This window comes from Legionella pneumophila subsp. fraseri (genome assembly GCF_000586315.1).
Taxonomy (GTDB): domain Bacteria; phylum Pseudomonadota; class Gammaproteobacteria; order Legionellales; family Legionellaceae; genus Legionella; species Legionella pneumophila_B.
Genome location: NZ_JFIM01000039.1, coordinates 1 through 19,278, shown reverse-complemented (window position 1 = coordinate 19,278; position 19,278 = coordinate 1). Strand labels below are relative to the sequence as shown.

The window sequence follows — 19,278 nt, the reverse complement described above, 5'->3', positions numbered from 1 at the left end:
TAGGATTTTATATAATATGCACTTTTTAATCGACCTCCTCAATGACCTCTTCATGCCTATCATCTGTCACATTAAATAACCAAAGCCTTCCCTAATTAAGAGAGTATTCTTCTATGAACAACAAAACACTTAACCCGCGTTTTATAATTTTCAAAGTTATGGAAACCTTAGGGTCTTGGTTGTGTTAAATGAGTCTAAACCAATCCATATAATCGATGAAAATTATTTTTCTGCCAATACTACCGTTCCAGGCACTGGATCAGAGGGAGAAATAGCTTTGACGGGAATAGGAGTAAAGCCTATTTGCTGCAGCATGATTTTGTACTCATCTGATGTTTTAAAAACTTCTGCATCAAATCCATCCGCAAAAATATAGCTGTATTCCCAAGTCAGACAAAGATCATAACAACGTTCTTTAAAACCTTCACAAATAGCAACATGGCCTTTCTTTTTTAAAGCATGATAAGCCATATTCAATAATTTCCTTTTTCTGGAATTATCCCAGTCCCACAAAACACGCACGAATAAAATCAAATCAAATCCTGTAGGAAACTGTTCTTCGTTAATAAAATCACCCACAAATACACTAATGCGCTTCTGTAATCCCATTGCATCTATGTTTTTTTGGGCTATTTTTGCTGATTCGGGTAAATTGTAAACAGTAATTTTTAAATGCGGATAGGCCTTAGCCAGTGCACAAGCAATAGTGCCATCACCGCCCCCAACATCCAACACGGAGCGATATTGATTGAAATCAAGATAAGCCAATAAAGTTTGTATAAGTGGTGTTACTGTTTTTGTCATCCATGTTTCAAGGAAACTGGCTTCCTCCGCATTTTTCGGTGGCCAGGAAACATTGAACTTTGGATCAGTAAAACGCAATATATTACTTAATTTTTCGTTTGCCATCCTCTGCCAATAAAAATCATAATATTGTTTAAATCCCCAATATCCATCCCCTAACATCAATTGGCTTTTTGCCAATTGATACCCTACTTGCGAACCAACTGTAATCTTTTTTAAAAAATTTTCACAGCAAAGTAAATGTAACCATTTTTTTGCTCGAACAGGTTTCAGTTCAAGCGTTTTCATAATGTCATTTTCCAATAAATAAGGTTTGCCATCGAATAAACGAAACAAGTCAAGGTCAAACATAGACTCCAGCAGTTTCATTCTCACCCCGCCTGCAAGGAGTCCATAAAAATACTGACGTGCTTCAATATAATTCTCAGGATTATTTGGCTCTTCACTTTGTGCAACAATTACCGGCTCAGGCAATTTGGCATAGATCATATGATGATTAAAGCCCAACTCTGCAAAAATTGGGTTTCTATCAACATAAGTAATATAACCTTGCTTTTGTAAATAGGAGACGAGCTTTTCAACCCGATTATCAATATCATGAACTTCGATGCTCAATTGTTTAATAAACGAAAACTGCTCTGGCTTGATGCTGTTTATTACATCAAGCTCTGCACCTTCCACATCAATTTTTAGTAAATCAATGCGAGTGATCCGGTTTTTTTCAATAAAACGCCCTAATGAAATCAGGTGGCATCTCACTTTGGTTTCTAAGGTCTGGTGTTTATAGTTCTTTTTAATGAGATAATTACGCAAAAAAGGTAAATATTTTAATTGATAATAAAGTGGTTTATTTTGAAAAGAAGAAAGCTTTAACAATGTTTCATAGTTTAACAATGGTTGATAATTGGAGATGATTTTATCCATTGGTTTGTAAGTGGCAGTAACGGAGCTTTCCCCAAAGAGAGTAAAGTCGATACTACAATCTTTTGGAACATTTCCTATCCCGGCATTGTAAACATGCACGTTATGCTTAAACCTCGCCAAATTCTTTTTTAAACACTTAAAAGTAGCAGGGATAGGCTCAAAGCTATATATTTCAGTATCATAATGACATTGTTTTAAAGCAAATAAGGAAAAAATACCAATATTCGCCCCGACATCAAAAACAACTGCTCCGGCACTTAAAGTAAGAAAATCCGACAAATAACTCTTCTGATGGAAAATCTCATAAATCAAACCACTAACTTCAAATTCATTAATAAAATACAAGTCTCCAACACTAAATCGTTTTCGTGAAATGTCATCAGGCATTGATTTTTGTCCCTTTAATCAAAATATTTTGTCAATCCAACCAGGATCAAGCGATTTCCTGTATGGGGTGTTTTCCCATGCAAGCAGGAATAATTATCAACTATCATCACATCCCCTGGTTGCCAGGCTGTGGATACCGTATTTTTTTGTATTGCAGAGTTGATACAATCTGCTTCTTGTTTCGATAAAGGTTCGCCATCACCATAAAAAGCAGTATAAGGATGAAAGTAATTGTGTAACAAGATAAAACGAATAAAAGAACTAGTGATCTTGCTTTTGATGTAATCGCTGGTTCCATTATAATAATGATTAGCATGGTTACTTTGATTAAACCAGACTAATTTTCCGCTGATCGGATGATTCCGGCACGCAGGAAGCAACTGTTCGGTGATTAGCCCATTTCCCTGAATCCATTGAAATTGCGTCCCCATTTCCTGAAGCATCACTTCCACTTTACTTTTGTCATCGGTTTGGAATCGTTCCATCCATGTCATGCACCCAGAATTTTTACCTATTGAACGAATCATTTTGTATTGTATTCCGGTACCGTAATAATGCCTTCGATATAATATCCCTTTAGACTGCAATTTTTTTTGCAAAAACATTGGTAAGGAAAACCATACCTTGTTTCCATCAGCCAATACAGTAGCTCCACCTGTTTCCGGAGCATGAATGCAGTTAAAAAAAATGTGGCTGGGGAAATCCTGGTCATATGATTTTTCATTATGTAAAGCAAGATTAAAGCTTGGATGAATATTTATCGAGGTATAAATATTATCTGTAATACGTGTTCGAGGAATTGGGCAAAAATCATAAGAATAATTTGGCCCCAAATTGCTTGACTGGATCACTTCTAAAAATTGCTCAGCCGTATGAACATGAAACCCTCGCAAGATAATGGCGCCATATTTGAGGAGTTTTTCCTTAAACAAAGTATTTTCTTCTTTAAGAAATTGCTTTAAAACATGAACATTACCTTCTAATTTAGCTTGAGGCTGAATAACTAGAGGTAATTTTTGGTGATTCAAAAAAGCATAGCTAATTTGATGATAGGCCATAAAATTTCTCACTCACAATCCTGAGGTGTACTATCAGACTTTCAGAGTGTAGGTTCTTCCTGATTCTATAAGTGGTTCCCTATTTTTCACCTATATTACAAAAATTACCACATCATCTTTGAGAATAGTTATATTAAATAGTATAGGCACTGCCCTCAGTCATGCAATGAAAATCCACCAGATTCTCCCAAAGAATCCCTACTGAATCATCCAACTCATCTCTGGATGGCATCAACTTGAACCTTAATAATTTCTAACCTTGACGAGAATCCATTGCAATTCGATAAGTAATTGACTTACGCTGAAAATAATTCATGTCTGCGCTGCCTTTATAATAAAATATACAGGCAAGTTTTAAGCTATAATTTTCTTAGGTATTTTAATCTTCCTGATGACTGCCAATCAAAAATTAGTCCTGGCTATCGCTTGATTAAAATCCCTTTTAGGCAGTATCACCCCTTTATATGGGCTCGCTCATAGCTCATAACTTATAGTGTCAGGATAGCCCCTGGGGAAAAGGAGTAATATGTCTTTTTATCACCTCTTAATAAAAGAAATCAATCACTTGGTTAACCGAATCTATGAGAGGAATTATAATTCAGTGACTCCAGATCAATTGATATGGCAGCATATTCAAGACTACGAGAAACAGTTTCAAAAAAATCAAGAAGCCATCTATTATTCCAAAGAAATATTGGAAGATCTCATCAACAAAAGACTGAGAGCAATATTACTTCACGCAAAATCAAAATCTCCCTGGTATAAAAAAACACTGGCAAAAATTAACATTGAGAACTTTACCAGAGAACGATTAGGTGAACTCCCTACTATAAATAAAACCATTTTAATGGAAAATTGGGATGCAATTGTCACTGATCCCAAGCTTTCATTAAACCTGGTTGAAAAACATTTGAGTAAAAAAAATGATAGCATTGATACATTATATTTATTCTCCCGCTATCAGGTCGTGTCAACTGGAGGAAGCAGCGGGAAACGAGGTGTCTTTATTTATGATTGGGATGAATGGATTACATTTCATACGGCATTTATCCGCTACCCACTATACAATTATGAACGCACGCAAATAGTAACCGCAAAGCTAAATACAAACTCAAGAATTGTCAGCCTGTTTGTAACAAACACGGCAATTGCTGCCTACTCTTTAGCAAAAACCTTTGGGCGACGTGATGAAAATATGTATTTTCTGCCTATGGCTGTAACCCCATTAAACATAGTGATTACACGTCTGAATCAAATTCAACCCGATATTTTATCTGCTGGTCCTTCCTATATTCATAAAGTATGTCAACTAGTGCAAAAAGGACAAATAAAAATTGAGCCCAAAATTCTTTTTGTCGGAGGAGAGCCACTTTTCGAGCAGACCCTGACTTTAATCAAAGAAACCTGGCCTAAAGTAGACATTTTTAATGTATTTGGTTGTACTGAAGGGATGGTTGGGCTAAATTGCCGAGCGAATGTGGATGAAATGCATTTGAATGATGATCAATGCATTATTGAACCTCTGGATGAACAAAATCGCCCTGTTGGCAAAGGAATCATGGTTTCCAAAATGTATATAACTAACTTATATAATTACACTTTGCCATTAATCCGCTATGAAAATTCGGATGAAATATTATTTTTAAATAAAACCTGTGATTGCGGCATCCAGCATCAGCTTATACAAACTCCTAAAGGTCGGCCTGGATGTGATTTTAATTATCCTGGTAATATTTTTGTACATCATTCGCTCTTCTTAGGAGCACTTTTACCAGAAAAAAATATTCAGGAATACCAGGTCGAACAAACAATCGATGGGGCTAATATCAGGGTTGTAACTACCGGTTTTATAAACAAGAGCCAATTGCAAAAGAATATACGCTTAAGATTAAGCAAGGTGGGTTTGATGGATGCCCAAATAAATATCACTGAAGTACCTGAAATTAAATATTTGTATTCGGGTAAGCTGAATCGTTTTATACCATTGAATTCGACTGATAAATCATAGTGACAGGAATTATTTCCTGTATGATAAAATACCAGGATGAAAATACCGCTAACCGCCATTTCTTGATTTACTCTTGTTTGTCGATGAGGAAATCTCAAACAATTTAGATACCAAGATCTGTTTAGTCCAATTCCCGTCTGCACGTCTCAAAGCCTGTAAGGGATGGCCTTCGAGACGTGGCTTTCGCCACTCCTCAGGCCGAACGTAACCCAAAATGACATGTTCCTTGCTGCTTAAATTGTATGTGACTATTAACGAGCAAACCGCATCAGGTTAACTTTTAACGGGAATGAAAACGAAATATCAACAAAACCCTAATTTTCATCATAGCTACGCAAAACCAGGTGCGTATTACTGCCTCCTGCGCCATAGCTGGAAACACCAGCCAAATAGTGTTTTTTTACTGTAGGGAAATCTTGAAATTCAGTGGCAATGTATATAGGAGAGTCTTCCAACATAAAATCTGGGTTAGGGGTTTCAAAATTAATTGAAGGGGCCACAGCCTTATTTTTGAGCATAAGCACAGTTTTAATGATTGACGCCATACCGGACACAATGCCAGTATGCCCCAGATTACTAATTACTGAGCTTATTGGACAACAATGTGTCTTTTTAACGTCTTTGAACGCTTTTTTTAAGGCATATATTTCTGTTGCATCACCCAGTTTGGTTGAAGCACCATGAGCTGCAATATAATCCAGATCGCCGGGCTCAACCCCCGCGTTTTTCCAAGCTGACTGTAAGCAAGTATATTGGCCATGGATCCCCGGTGCCATAAATCCTTCTTTTGAAGAATTACCATCGTTATTCATGGCGGATCCGATAATCACAGCATGGATTAGATCATTATCCGCAATGGCATCTTCAAGCCGCTTTAGAACAACCAATCCAGCACCGTTTGAATATAAGGTGCCACATGCTGAAACATCAAAAGAATGGCAATGTCCATCGGAGGAAAACAAGCCATTCTCTTCATAAAGATATCCAACTTCCTGGGGTAAATCGATTAAGCACGCACCTGCAATTGCCATATCACATTGATGACTGTTTAACTCTCTACAGCTTTGGATTACGGCTGTCAGAGAAGACGAGCAAGCTGTATATAAATCGATAGAACTACCCTGAAATCCAAATTGATAAGAAATATATGGTGCAATGACTTTTGAATAATACCTTTCTATCGCTTTTTGAGTATCAATCGCCTGGTAGTAGGCGGCTCCCAGGAAATGGGAGGCGGGTTGATTATTTGCGCCAATATAAACAGCCGTATTTTTTATGTAGTTATTTGAATGATGCTCCTGACTTCTCATGGTGCTCAGAGCCTGATAAGTTAAATGCGACATCACTTTGCCTTGCACACCCAACAATTCAAAATTTTTGGTGGTATTTTCAAACGGAGCGGTATCGAATGACTCCAGGTCATCTAATATCCCTCTGTATGGTTTATAATAGGGATTAGCGATTAATTGCTCTGAAATACCTGACCGCTGTAATTGTTCTGAGGAAAATTTAGTGACTGCTTCTTTACCAAACTTCAATAAATCCCAATATTCATCAAGATCATTAGCCCCAGGAAATTTTACAGCCATACCAACAATAGCAATTTTGTTTGAGTAGTTATTGTCACTCATAATTTATGGCTCCATTTCTTTGGCCGCACCAAGAATTTAATAAATGCTAACTAGACGACGTACGACGGGTTCATAACATAAAGCATAGTTTATATTATTTCTGCAACCGGCTTTTAATTAAGTATAAGTCATTTTCCCTGATTATTTTTATTTCTCGGGCATTGCTCATGCTAAATGAAACTCAATAGTTTCTCTTTGTCTATTTTTCCATTTTCTTTTATTGGAAATGCACTTAACCATAGATAATGCTCTGGTATCATATAATCCGGGAGCCTGTTTTTTAAAAAGGATTTCAGTTCTGCGCTGCCAATCTTTGTTTGTTTGTTATTAGCAATCAGGAATACAACCATTCTATGATCAAGACAATCTACTTTCTCACAGACCACGACAGCATCATGGATGTTGGGATGCGCTAATAAATGATGCTGAATTTCTCCTAATTCAATACGTATGCCACGTAATTTGACCTGTTCGTCCTTGCGGCCTAAAAATAATAACTCACCCTCTTGATTCCAACGGACTATATCTCCAGTACGATACATTTTTTCTCCAGGCAAGTAAGGATTGTCTATAAACGATGCCTGAGTCAGCACTGGATTATTTAAATAACCCTGAGCCAATCCAACTCCGGAAATATAAAGCTCTCCAGGTTCGAAGCCGCTTGAATTTAACTGCTCGTCTAACACAAAAAATTGAGTATTTTGGATAGGCTTTCCAATGGGTACAGTGTCAAAACGTTTGTGCTTTTCACAAATAAAACAGGAAACATCTATTGTGGCCTCTGTGGGCCCGTATAAATTGACTAATATTGTTTTTTGATCTTGAAATAACTGGTTGAATAGATTAACACTTTTGGCATCCAGTGCCTCGCCACTTGAAAATACATACTTTAGAGAGTTTAAACGATTTATCGAAAAATCCTGTTCGATGTAACTTAAAAATATTCGTAATACGGAAGGTACAAAATGAATGACATTGATTTGATATTGCTCAATCATTTGAATAAACAGCTTGATGTCATGTTCTTTTCTTGGAGGTAAAAGTACTACTCCGGCGCCCACGATAGACCACCAACAGGTCTCCCAGACAGAGATGTCAAAACAAATATGTGTCTTATGAAATACTACATCATGACTTTGCAAGGGAAATGTGTTTTGCATCCATAAAATACGATTAAGCAAAGCTTGATGTGAAATCATGACCCCTTTCGGTTTGCCAGTAGTGCCTGAAGTATACATCACATACGCTAAATCCTGTTTTTCTCGAGGCAAGTTTAAATTATGGCAATCTTCATCGCTCACATTGGCATGAATGCTTAATACTTGCAACCCCGCTTTTTGGGGCAATAATGAATTATCACTAACAATTAGAAATTTGATTTGGCTGTCTTCAAGGATGGTTTGATTTCTTATGACCGGAGCCATGGGATCTATCGGTAAATAAGCACCTCCTGCCTTTAATACCGCAAAAATTGCCACCAGCATTTCAAAAGAACGCGTGAGTTGAATGCCGACAATTCCATTTAATGGCAACCCTTTTCTTTGCAGATACCGCGCGTATTGATTGGCTTGTTTATTAAAGGCATCATACGAAATTTGGCGATCTTCCAGATAAACCGCTGTATTTTCCGGGCATTGCTTTACCTTCTCCTCAAATAAGGAGCAAATTGTCGTGTACTGATCAGGGGATCGCATTGTTTAATAATATCCTCTATTTATTGTTGCAAAGCTTTGAAATGAGTATCTCGTGCATTTGTGAGGTACCTTCAATGATCTCCATTACCTTGGCATCTCTGTAATATCGCTCAACAGGGTAAGTTTCTTCAAAGCCAGCTGCACCAAATATTTGCAAAGCATGGTTAGATACAAAAACAACCATTTTTGAAGCCGCGTATTTTGCAATTAATGTTTCAGCTATGTATGCTGGATTTTTTTGCTGTCTAAGTTCTCCGGCATAAAAACACAATTCCCGGGCGGCTTTAACCTGTACCACCATTTCAGTTATCATTTTTTGAATGAGCTGATGTTCGTCTAATCTGCGATCGAATTGTTTTCTTTTTTGAGTATAGCCAAGAGCCGCATCCAGGCAAGCTTGCCCTAAACCAACACATCCATACGCTGTTGTATAACGTCCTTCATCTAAAGCAGTTTGAATAACACAGTTAAAGCCGATACCGATACTACCCAACAGATTTGTTTTAGGAATTCGGCAATTATCAAAAAAAATTTCTGCCAACATATTAGAACGTAATCCTAAAAAATTAGACATGGGTGTAATAATTAAGCCTGACGTGTCCTTTTCAACTAAAACCGCAGTCAGTTGGCCTTGGCAATTTGCTAAAACTAAAAACAAATCAGCTATTTGCCCTAAGGTAATGTATTTTTTACTGCCTTTTAGAATGAATACATCACCTGCATCCAACAACTGGGTTTCAACATGTTCCAAATCACTGCCTATATTAGATTCCGTTAAAGCCAATGCGGCTAAGGTTTCTCCTGAGGCAATCCGGGGTAACCAGATTTGCTTCTGCGCTTTCGAACCAAACTGTAAAAGTGACTTACTGACCATTCCTAATACTGTTAAAATATTTGCCAAAGAACAAAGCTCTTTAGCAAAGGATTCATGCATGAGACCAATGGTCAATTCATCCCATTCCTGCCCGCCAAATTGTTTAGGAATGCAAGCGCCCAAAAAGCCATTTTGGGCTAAGGTATAAAAAAAATCGCGCGGAATGTTTTGTTCTTTATCAAAAACTTTCGCATGAGGGTGAAGCCAATTTTCTATGAATTGATTAAAGAACCGTTGTTGTTTCACTTGTCGAGGCTGATAGTTGGGCAAAATTCCTCTCCTTAGTGCCTGTTTGCAATTCTACTCATATTGATAAAATCCTTTTTTTGTTTTTTGTCCAAGAAGCCCTGCATCCACCATATTTCTTAATAACCAGCATGGTCGATATTTTGGATCGTTTAATTCTGAATAGATGGTTTCCAAAGAATAGAGAACCGTATCCAACCCAATTAAATCGGCGGTATGCAGCGGCCCCATTTTATGCCCAAAGCATTGTTTAAATAAAACATCGATGTCTTCGATTGATGCAATGTTTTCCTGTACCATAAAGATGGCTTCGTTAATAAAAATCATCATGGCACGGTTACTCACAAAACCAACGGAGTCCTTAACGACGATCATTTTTTTATGGACTTGTTCAAGTAACGATCTGGTTTTTTCTATTGTCAATTCGTCAGTATGATATCCCTTAATCACCTCAACCATAGGCATCATCGGTGCCGGGTTCATAAAATGAACACCTATAACACGTTGAGGATGATCAACAAGTGACGCGATTTTAGTAATAGGGATGGATGAAGTGTTTACCCCCAAAATACAGGTTGCGCTACATTCTTCATTTAATACCTGATACAACGCTTTTTTCCGATCCCAATTCTCAGTGATATTTTCTATAATATATTCCGATTGCTTAAGTTCATCTAACTTTGTTGTAAAGGTAATTGATGCCAGGATGGTTTCAATAGAATGTGTCGATTCTAAGTTTTGAGTTAATGCCAGATAATGTAAATTTTTAGCGATAGTGGCTTTTGCTTTATCTAATTGAGATTGGAGATTATCGATTAAAGTGACATAAAATCCGCATTGTGCAAAAAGCTGTGCGATACCTGAACCCATTGTTCCCGCGCCAAGAAGAGTAAGTTTTGTTTGTTTCATGCCGTTTGTCCACCAACGCTTATCACAGCTATTCGTATTGAATTATAAGTAAAAGCTCAACTCTGGCTGTTTGCCCTAAATCCAACATAGGGGAGTGACCTATTACAATTATAGTTTACTGGAAATAAAGTGAGCGATAGCATCAATAGTAGTTAACTGGTTCAGATCAAATTCACCGACCTCAAGATCAATTTTATATTTCTTCTCTATAAAAACTAATAATTGAATGAAAAATAAAGAGTGCATTGCGCCTGTATCAAAAATATTATCCGAATAACCAATATCCTTAATTCGAAAAGAATTGAGTAAAAATAATTTTACTTCATTTTTAATATGGTCAACTTCCATCAAATCTTCCTGTTTTATAAGAATAGTCTTATTCAGATATTGGTAATGGAATTATTCATAATAATATTTTTTCCAGGAAAGTCAAAGTGCTAAACAAATACTTAGAAAGGAAGGGCATCAGAGGACAATGACTCAGCATCATTTTCATTATAGTTACCTGCTATACTTGTTGATACAGCGTGAAATGATAAGGACATCCATGAAGCAAACATCTATTGTACTTCAGGGAGGCGGAGCACTGGGAGCTTATGAGTTAGGCGTATTAAAATACCTCTATGCATCAGACAGTTTTTCGCCAAACATTATTTCAGGCGTTTCTATTGGGGCCATCAACGCAGCGACACTGATTGGGGCAAAAGACGATCCTATTCAGACTCTGGAAGCAATGTGGGAGGAGTTGACTGTTTTTTCTACCCAGATATTCCCAGAAAATGCCGAATCTTATCTGTCACTCTTTGGCAATGCTGCTTTTTACCATTTGCGTACCGATTACTGGTCTATGCCTTATTGGACCAATTTTTATACCACAATGCCTCTTCAGCAATTATTATTAAAATACATTGATTTTGACAAGCTGAATAGCAGCCCAATCCATCTAATTCTTACTGCAACAAATGTTACAACAGGTAAAAGCGCCATTTTTGAGAATCAGGGTACTAACCGTACAGAAATCACACCTTTGCATGTATTGGCCAGCGGCAGTTTGCCCCCTGGCTTTCCCATGACACTCATTGGAGATACTTATTACTGGGATGGGGGTTTATTTTCCAATACTCCGCTATCTCCGGTTCTGGAAAAACTCAATCCTGATCCAAACGTTGAAAAGCAAATTATTGTGATTAATCTTTTCCCCAGCCAGGGAAAAATACCGACTAATATGCCTGAAGTTTTTGACAGAGTATTTGAAATCATTTTTTCCAATAAAATCCGTTTTAATACCGAATTAACTGAAAAAATTAATGAGTACATTGAAACTATACAGGAAATTGAAAAGGTGATTCCTGAAAATAGCTTGATAAGACAGCTCCCGGGCTATAAACGACTGCTTAATTACAAATATATTCAGGATATAATTTATATAGAAAGCTCAGATGAAGAAAATGCAACCGCTTCTTTTGATTTTTCCCGCAAAGCGATACAAAGGCGCATTAACGCAGGATACAAAGATGCTCAGAGAATTTTCAATTGAAAGCACCCTACTTTGTTTGCTAATAAAATTTTTGACTCTTTGCAATATTAATTTCATTTTCGATAAAAACCTTCCGTAAAGCCGTTAGTTTTCAAGCTTCTTCTTTTTATGGATGATTTTAAAGCACTTTATTCTATTTTGAACCTGGTTCATCAATAGTTTATACAGTTGCTATCATTCGATAAATTTAATTCTTATTGTTTAATTTTTATATTTTATGATCGATTAATGTTCTATTAATTTTTTCTCGATATAATTTGCGTCAAACAAACGATTAGAACTCTAGTTCAAGAATATACAAACGACTGAGGTATCAAATGGCTAAATCCAAACAAGTAATCGAGCTTCCAAAATTGAAACAGATTAAGCAACATGCGGGTTACAAAAAAAATATAGAAATCGCAAGGAGCTTATGGAATAAAGCTCAACCTATACAAGATAACCATGCGGCAAAAAGCTATCTGTCGTTAACCAGAGGTTTACCCGAAACAACAATACAACAATGTGAAATGCGCGCCCTGCCGCCCGAAGGCTCTAAACCCAATCGATTGATCACTCCTGTTATTGATGCGCGTGGAGAAATAATCGGGGTGCAAACGGTCGATCTTAATCCAGATGGTACTAAGGTAAAACCTAAAAATGATGGTAAAACGATAATCGAAGACAGGCGATACATTGATTCCTTTGGTAAAGCGGCTCTGGTAAAAAAAGGTAGTGATCCGTCTCGCCTCTATATTGCGGAAGGCATAGAAACAGCAGCCTCCATAGTGGGGGCCCTTAATGGTGATTATACAGTAATGGCTTCGCTTGGCATTACCGAAATGGTTCATGCAATTCCTGTAATCCGGACTCAAGTACCGCCAGGCGCTCAAATTGTTTTACTTGCAGACAATGACAGTGATAAGCAAGCTGTTGATAACCTGAATAAAGCAGTTGCTTGTTTTCGCAAAGCAGGCCTGGATGTCGTTGTTGTAAAACCAAAAATACTGGATCAGGATTGGAATGATGTCCTGCAAGCTAAAGGCAATCAACAGCTTAAAGAAGAGTTCTGTTCCTTGGCTTCCGAATCATTACTTGAGCAATTTGATTATGAGGAAGGCGAACAGGAAACATTGGCTACCGCTCAAAAAACGGTGGCTACTCTCATTGAATTGCTAACGCCGATCGAGATTCAAACTCATGAAAGTCAATTTCTACAAATTGCTTTAACTACAATTAAAGAGTTTCAAATTCAACTCGAAAAATTAAAAGCAACTGCAGATAAGCTTCAGTTCAATAAAGGCATTAGCAAACTACTTAGCGAGTTAAAACAGGTGCACGAAGCGCTTACCAAGCTCAATGTTACTGATGAAGAATTCCCACCCCTGCCAATTACTATTTCTGAAATGTCCAATCCGGCTATAAAAACTCACCAACAGAATAAAAAACATTTTGAAGCAGCCTACCATGAATTAAAAAACAGGATAAGAGCCAATAAACCAATCACCGAATTGGAGAATCATGGGGACAGCAATGTTGATGAAGTCACCTATAACAAGCTGGTTAAAGGTTTAAAAGAATATGCATCGAATCACTCCGCCTTGGGTACCATACCAGCAACAGATACCGCAGGAGAGAGAGAAAAAATTGCTGCAGCACCTGCAAAAAACCATCTCGATTATGCTGAACAAATGGGTTTATTACTCCATCTTGAAGCAATGTACAAACGAGAAATTGACCTTGAAAATAAGGCAATAAAAGCCCTGACTGAGGAAGATAACAAAAGCTATGAAAAACAGGTCAAAGCGCAATTAGATACTATTAAAAGCGTTTTAGAATCACTTGAGTCGAAAATAGTCAGTCATTCAGAACAATGGGAGCAGGTTAGAGATCCAGCTATTCAGAAAGCGAAAAAATGCTACTTAGGTGACATGGAAAAAGGTAACTGGCTAACTCAATTGGTAACACAGTCCTGGATTAATGAACTATCCTCTTTTCATTCCGCCAGTGAATTTACTTATGAGTTAAATACTTTACCCCCAACAAAAAAAGTATGCTTTATTGAAGGTGAAGAACAAAGTGTCGACACCACTCTGGAAAATTTAAGAAATCAAATTATTGAACGCAGTGGTTTGCTAAACATGATTGATGCGGGAGACAACTCTCCAGAACAGCAATTATTGAAAAAATCAATTGAGTATTATGCTCACGCGCTGGCCATTTCAATGCAGCGCTCCTTTTTAGTTAAGATTCCTGGAACTAATAATTATCAGGAATTCGACGGCATCAATGACAAAGGAAAGATAATAGAACGCAAAGAAAATAATGGAACAGGCGAGGATTATTTACAAAGCAATTTTACGCAAAGAAAAATTAACGAGAAAATGAAATTTTTCAGGGCAGTAAAAACGCATCACCTCCATTTGATGTCCGAATTACCTGAAAATCCAGAACAATACAAAAACAGCTATATATTTCTCAAAGAGAGCGGTGTTAAGGAATTATATTATATTAAGCCTGATGGAAAATATGAAAAGGTAAAAATTAATGATTTCAATTTAATTGAAGAAAAAATAAAGGCTATTAACAATAAGGATACGAATAAATTAATACTCATCAGTAAGGAAGATATTAAAGAAATTATAACATTAAACGGAGGTCACGCCCCAGTCGAAGATTACCATAAAAAATTCACTGTTAAAGATGTGGCCTTAAAACTAATGGGAGGCAAACCCGCCTATCCATTTGCAAGAAAATGGTTTAGCCCTAAATTTGATGCTGATTTGAGGCATCAAATGAATATTGCTGCCAAATCCTTGCTCGTTGATGCAATCAATAATCCTAAAATTCACTTTGTATTTAACCGTTCACATGGAACCATTGAAGATTCTCTACGAAGAAATTTCTACAATGCAAACTTAATTCAAGAAATCAGTTTGAACGAGTCAACACAAGATGCGGGCAATGAACACGCGCTTGTAAGAAAACAATTTGAAGCCCACACTTTTTTCCATAATCAATGCAAAAAGCAACTTACAAAACATGGTGTTAGTATTCCGGAGTTTCCGATAAAAGCATTGGCTTAAAGCCGGAAAGCATTTACATGAATCTGAGTCAATACCAGTTCAAGCACGCAAGGACTCACTTGAACTGGACCTTATGAGAGCTGCATTGAATTGACCCTGTTGGCAGCTGTAGAGAAATTACGCCAAATTACAAACTTAACTTGATACCTTGCTCTGGTTTAATTAATTCTACGCCAATATCATTTTCCTGAGACAATTCAATTATAACCTGTTTTTCCGTATCTTCATTAGAATTTGAAAAGTCAGCTAACTTGGGTTTGATGTGCGTAACAACAACGGGTAAGCCTTGTAGTGAGTTTCTAAAATCTGAAGGATCAACAATCGATGCTAATTTTCGCAACTCCAACATAAATAGGTTTGGTTTTAAATGACCAAATAATTTGTCATTCGGCTGTGAATTTAAAAATGAACACTCCAGCATGATGGCATGAAGCTGTTTATTTCTTATGAGTGGCGCAATTTCTTTCCAAATATTCTCCAGGTTTGTTGATTTTTCAATGTGATCAGCACCAGTATCACCAAAATAGAGGACATATTCAGTTTTATAACGAATTAAAAATGCGCTTGATGCCATTCCACCATGACTCAAAGGGAATGCTTTAACGTGCAGATCAGTATCAGGAATAGCAGCCCACTGGAGTAATGGCAGAGTTTGATAATGCTGAAAATTCAAATGAGGAATTTCTCCCCTATCTCCAAAATTCCCCCAGACAGACCAATTAAAAATATTGTCCTGCAATGCCTGCATGGTTTCTTCACGTGCCATAATGGTTTGCTTTTCTCGTAATTCGGGTTGCGCCATCACAAGCCCCATAACATGATCAAGATGGGCATGAGAAATAAGGTAGGCTGGAATATGTTTTTGCAGCAAATCATCAACCTTTTTATTAGGCAGAGATTGTCTATCCACTGCGATTTCAAGCCCACGCACCAAAGTGCCCCCATCAAGGGCCGTATAATTTTTACTTTTGATAGCCTTTATTAAATAAGCTGATAAATTTCCATCTTTCAAACCACCATAAACTCCAAGAGGAAGAATTTCAAAGACAGGCGCACAATATCCTGCATTAGATAATAAAACAATAAACATGGTAATCAATAAACGGCGCATGAGAATTTCCTTTCAAATGATTCGGGTCAGTTTGTAAAATAATACCGTATTCAACCTTGCTTCAATCACCGTATTTATACGGTGGAAGTTCAACATCATAATGATTAAAGTGACCTTATAATAGCCACTTTCTGTAGTCTTGCAGGGATGTGATTGTGATAACCATTTAACACTGCTTTTACCAGTATTTCAGCCTTATTCCTGCAATCCATTTTATTCTTAATATTTTCTATGTACGACTCTATGGTCCGTTTGGATAGAGAAAGCAAAGCCCCAATTTCTTTTGCGGATTTCCCCCTTATTAATAAAAACACACATTCATGCTCACGGTCTGTTAATCCATAGATATTTTTATTGTCATTCAGCGTGTAATAATGGGGACTTAAATGCAATTTATCATCAAACTGCCTTAAAACTCTAAATATTTCATTCTTGGGATAAGGATGGCAAGAATAAATCAATCCCGTCACCTTATTGTCCTTATCTGTTAAAGGACATTTTTCCAGCAGGAAAACCTCACTAGTCTTCGAATCGAAATGCACTGTTGCTATTTTTTCGCCGTTTAATACGCGCAAATCTTGCTGCTGGAACATTTTATTCTCTTCAGTAGCCCAAGGCGACAACTCCTCATCTGTTTTACCAGCTAGCTCTTCTATATCACAAAATCCTTTCAATTCCAGCAGCGCTTTGTTTGCACCTAAATAATTGCGGTTTAAATCCTTCCAGCCAATATAGCCTGGAAGATGATCCAGCAAGGATATTTCAGGGGCCAACATTAGTCCTATCCTCCAATGAATGCTAATTTTGCGCGCGGATTATTAAGGGGTTAATGTCGCTATTTTAAATGGTAGCCTGTCCAAATCAACTGCCTGTATAACAAAACTGAAAGGGCTGACTTAATTGCAGTAGTTTAAACTTGATCTGACAGTTACCTGTTTTTCAATAAGTGTCTGTCAGATCAAATTTGAATTACTACACTTTATGAGACTGGAGATTGGATTTTTCCCTGTCTAATAGCGTATAAATTTCTTGAGCTGCCCTCAGTTCTGCTTTTACCTCAGAGGATAATTTTTGTTTATGTAAATGCAATAATACTTCATCAGCACTTGTTTCATTGGGTAATTGGTTTACTATTTTCAAGGCTTTTTCCAGTTCATTAATTTCTGCTTTAATTTTCTTGATTTCAAAATGCTTATCCATACCTCTAAAAAGAGTAAAAGAACTTTTTTTAATCACGTCGTTTTCAATGTATTTTTTATGATCCAGCCTGTCTTTTATACCTTTACCTAGAATATTCCCAGCAATTTCTTTAAAAGGCCTCTCTCTGATATTGCCCAATAAAAATTTTATGCGTTCAGTCTGAGACATCTCTAAAAACTCAGACCATTGTTTTTCCGAGTTCTCGAGAATATTTTCTAAATGCTTCTTCTCACTCTCGTCTAAAAAAGTTAAAAGATTTTTCTCCACATTCTGTCTCTTGTAATCGATGGTTGTATTTTTTGATGATTTGGATTGTTTACCTGATGTATGTCCACGCAAGTCCCTATACTGCTCTGCATTCAAACCTTTCTTACTGACTAATCGTTGCGCCTCTTTTGGTGATGTAATCATAAGACTGTCCAGAATAGAATCGATTTGAGTCATGCGATACAGATCCGGAGATTGCCTGAATAGTGTGTCAGGATTAATCAACTTTACCCCATTAACCATTTTGTAGTTGGCAAAATGTTCATTAAATAAAAATTTCTTTTTTGACAACAGCAAAATATGTTCAATGGTCATTCGTGAGCAATTTTCCCGGTCAGTTTGAATCAAACGAAAATGTTTTGAATCCTTCGCTTTTGGATCTCTATCAGGCTCTAGCCGGTAAGCATCGCAATCAGGAAATCGGCTTATGATTTCATCAAGCGCGGCATCTCCTGCACTATCATTAGCGGCATCTAAACAAAAAACATGGAGTTTTCCATCTACGATAAAAAAATCAAACGCTGTCCAATGGTGGTTGTCTGCAGTAAAAAGAGCGACTTGAAATCGGGTCGTTCCGCTAAAATCTTTAATGTTATTTTTTAACTTATCCAGGAACTTCCGGTATTCATCTTCCTCAAGCGCATTTTGTGGTCTACTCAGCACAAAACAGTTAAATGCCTCACCACGTTGATTCCGATTTTCTTTTTTTCTTGCCATAGCCAACTTAACGACGGAAGGGCCCCAGCGTGGGTTATTCAATAATTGCTCAAGCCACTTTTGATTAAGTTGTTCTTTTTCTTCTTTTAACCCTTTTTTGACTTTGGATTCATCTTCCATAGCCGCTTATCTTCAATCTAATTGTATATTAACTAGTATAGAACGTATAAAGCACACTGCGATATTTTTGTAATCCTCAAGAACTTAAGTCTGCAAGTGTTTATTGTCTATAAAAGGCAAAATTAGATCAATTGGGTTATAATATAACCACAAGCACTCACTATTAAAACGGAATGCTGATTAATTTTTTATCTAAGCGCAATTCATCAGTTCTTTCGACGAAAGGAGCAGCTTATGCATACAGAAATTGAAAAAGCCCAAAGAGAGATTATTGAGGCATTCAATGCCAAGCCAAAAAATGGGATAAATAAAATAAAAGAAATATGTGAACAATGTAAAATTTCTCCCAATGAAGAGATTGCCGAGTTCTTTCATCAACAAAGAAAAAATTTGGATTTAGAGGCAGTTGGGGATTATTTGAGTGGTCCAGAAGCAGAAAATCAACAGGTATTAAAAGCTTTTACCAGTCAAATGGACTTCAATGGACAGAGTTTTGTCGAAGGTTTAAGAACCTTTTTAAAAGCATTTAAATTACCTGGAGAAGCTCAAAAAATTGACCGGTTAGTTCAAAGCTTTAGTGAAGCCTATTCCAAGCAAAATCCTGATGTAGTTTCCAATGCGGATGCTGCCTATGTTTTAGCATTTCAAACCATAATGCTTAATACGGATTTGCATAACCCAAGTATTGTGTATTCCGGAGCGAAATGATCACCAATTCCGGCGGCA

13 protein-coding genes and 1 pseudogene are annotated in these 19,278 nt (G+C 37.0%); 4 read left to right on the top strand and 10 right to left on the bottom strand.

The features are described from left to right. Positions 1-222 precede the first annotated feature (222 nt). Together CC34_RS0109080 and CC34_RS0109075 are read right to left on the bottom strand one after the other, a co-directional pair. The gene (locus CC34_RS0109080) at positions 223-2,115 is read right to left on the bottom strand and encodes an FkbM family methyltransferase (RefSeq protein ID WP_027228567.1); all 1,893 of its coding nucleotides are present in this window, start codon (positions 2,113-2,115) and stop codon (positions 223-225) included. Positions 2,116-2,129: 14 nt separating this feature from the next. Next, on the bottom strand, positions 2,130-3,173 hold the full coding sequence (locus CC34_RS0109075; protein WP_027228568.1) for a TauD/TfdA family dioxygenase: 1,044 nt from the start codon (positions 3,171-3,173) through the stop codon (positions 2,130-2,132). 526 nt (positions 3,174-3,699) lie between these two features. Here CC34_RS0109075 and CC34_RS0109065 point away from each other — a divergent pair. After that, positions 3,700-5,181, top strand: a complete 1,482-nt coding sequence (locus CC34_RS0109065) for a phenylacetate--CoA ligase family protein (protein ID WP_027228569.1) — start codon at positions 3,700-3,702, stop codon at positions 5,179-5,181. A gap of 314 nt (positions 5,182-5,495) precedes the next feature. Here CC34_RS0109065 and CC34_RS0109060 read toward each other — a convergent pair whose 3' ends face one another. The 5 genes from CC34_RS0109060 to CC34_RS0109040 form a co-directional block, all read right to left on the bottom strand. After that, complete coding sequence (locus CC34_RS0109060; protein WP_027228570.1) at positions 5,496-6,812, bottom strand: beta-ketoacyl synthase N-terminal-like domain-containing protein; 1,317 nt, start codon at positions 6,810-6,812, stop codon at positions 5,496-5,498. Positions 6,813-6,982: 170 nt separating this feature from the next. After that, positions 6,983-8,506, bottom strand: coding sequence for an amino acid adenylation domain-containing protein (locus tag CC34_RS0109055; RefSeq protein WP_027228571.1), 1,524 nt, complete (start codon positions 8,504-8,506; stop codon positions 6,983-6,985). Positions 8,507-8,522: 16 nt separating this feature from the next. Next, positions 8,523-9,650, bottom strand: a complete 1,128-nt coding sequence (locus tag CC34_RS0109050) for an acyl-CoA dehydrogenase family protein (RefSeq protein WP_027228572.1) — start codon at positions 9,648-9,650, stop codon at positions 8,523-8,525. Between the two features lie 30 nt (positions 9,651-9,680). Continuing rightward, on the bottom strand, positions 9,681-10,535 hold the full coding sequence (locus tag CC34_RS0109045; protein ID WP_027228573.1) for a 3-hydroxyacyl-CoA dehydrogenase family protein: 855 nt from the start codon (positions 10,533-10,535) through the stop codon (positions 9,681-9,683). Between the two features lie 108 nt (positions 10,536-10,643). After that, a complete protein-coding gene (locus CC34_RS0109040; RefSeq protein ID WP_011214197.1) occupies positions 10,644-10,883 on the bottom strand; it encodes an acyl carrier protein in 240 nt (79 codons plus the stop codon). Between the two features lie 199 nt (positions 10,884-11,082). On the opposite strand from CC34_RS0109040, the gene CC34_RS0109035 reads away from it, so the two are divergent. Both CC34_RS0109035 and CC34_RS0109030 read left to right on the top strand, forming a co-directional pair. Further along, positions 11,083-12,072 carry a patatin-like phospholipase family protein gene (locus CC34_RS0109035; RefSeq protein ID WP_027228574.1) on the top strand — a complete coding sequence of 330 codons (990 nt, stop codon included), beginning with the start codon at positions 11,083-11,085 and terminating at the stop codon, positions 12,070-12,072. 317 nt (positions 12,073-12,389) lie between these two features. Then, a complete protein-coding gene (locus CC34_RS0109030; protein ID WP_027228575.1) occupies positions 12,390-15,137 on the top strand; it encodes a toprim domain-containing protein in 2,748 nt (915 codons plus the stop codon). Between the two features lie 127 nt (positions 15,138-15,264). On the opposite strand, the gene CC34_RS0109025 is transcribed toward CC34_RS0109030, so the two are convergent. The 3 genes from CC34_RS0109025 to CC34_RS0109015 all read right to left on the bottom strand — a co-directional run bounded on the left by CC34_RS0109025 (position 15,265) and on the right by CC34_RS0109015 (position 18,552). Further along, complete coding sequence (locus CC34_RS0109025) at positions 15,265-16,248, bottom strand: MBL fold metallo-hydrolase (RefSeq protein ID WP_027228576.1); 984 nt, start codon at positions 16,246-16,248, stop codon at positions 15,265-15,267. A 104-nt stretch (positions 16,249-16,352) separates the two neighbouring features. Further along, a complete protein-coding gene (locus CC34_RS0109020; protein ID WP_027228577.1) occupies positions 16,353-17,024 on the bottom strand; it encodes a helix-turn-helix transcriptional regulator in 672 nt (223 codons plus the stop codon). A 196-nt stretch (positions 17,025-17,220) separates the two neighbouring features. Continuing rightward, positions 17,221-18,552, bottom strand: a complete 1,332-nt coding sequence (locus CC34_RS0109015) for a YopJ family acetyltransferase (protein WP_027228578.1) — start codon at positions 18,550-18,552, stop codon at positions 17,221-17,223. A 234-nt stretch (positions 18,553-18,786) separates the two neighbouring features. On the opposite strand from CC34_RS0109015, the pseudogene CC34_RS01000000116310 reads away from it, so the two are divergent. Then, positions 18,787-19,239, top strand: a pseudogene (locus CC34_RS01000000116310) (Sec7 domain-containing protein); the annotation flags it as partial. Positions 19,240-19,278: the final 39 nt, after the last annotated feature.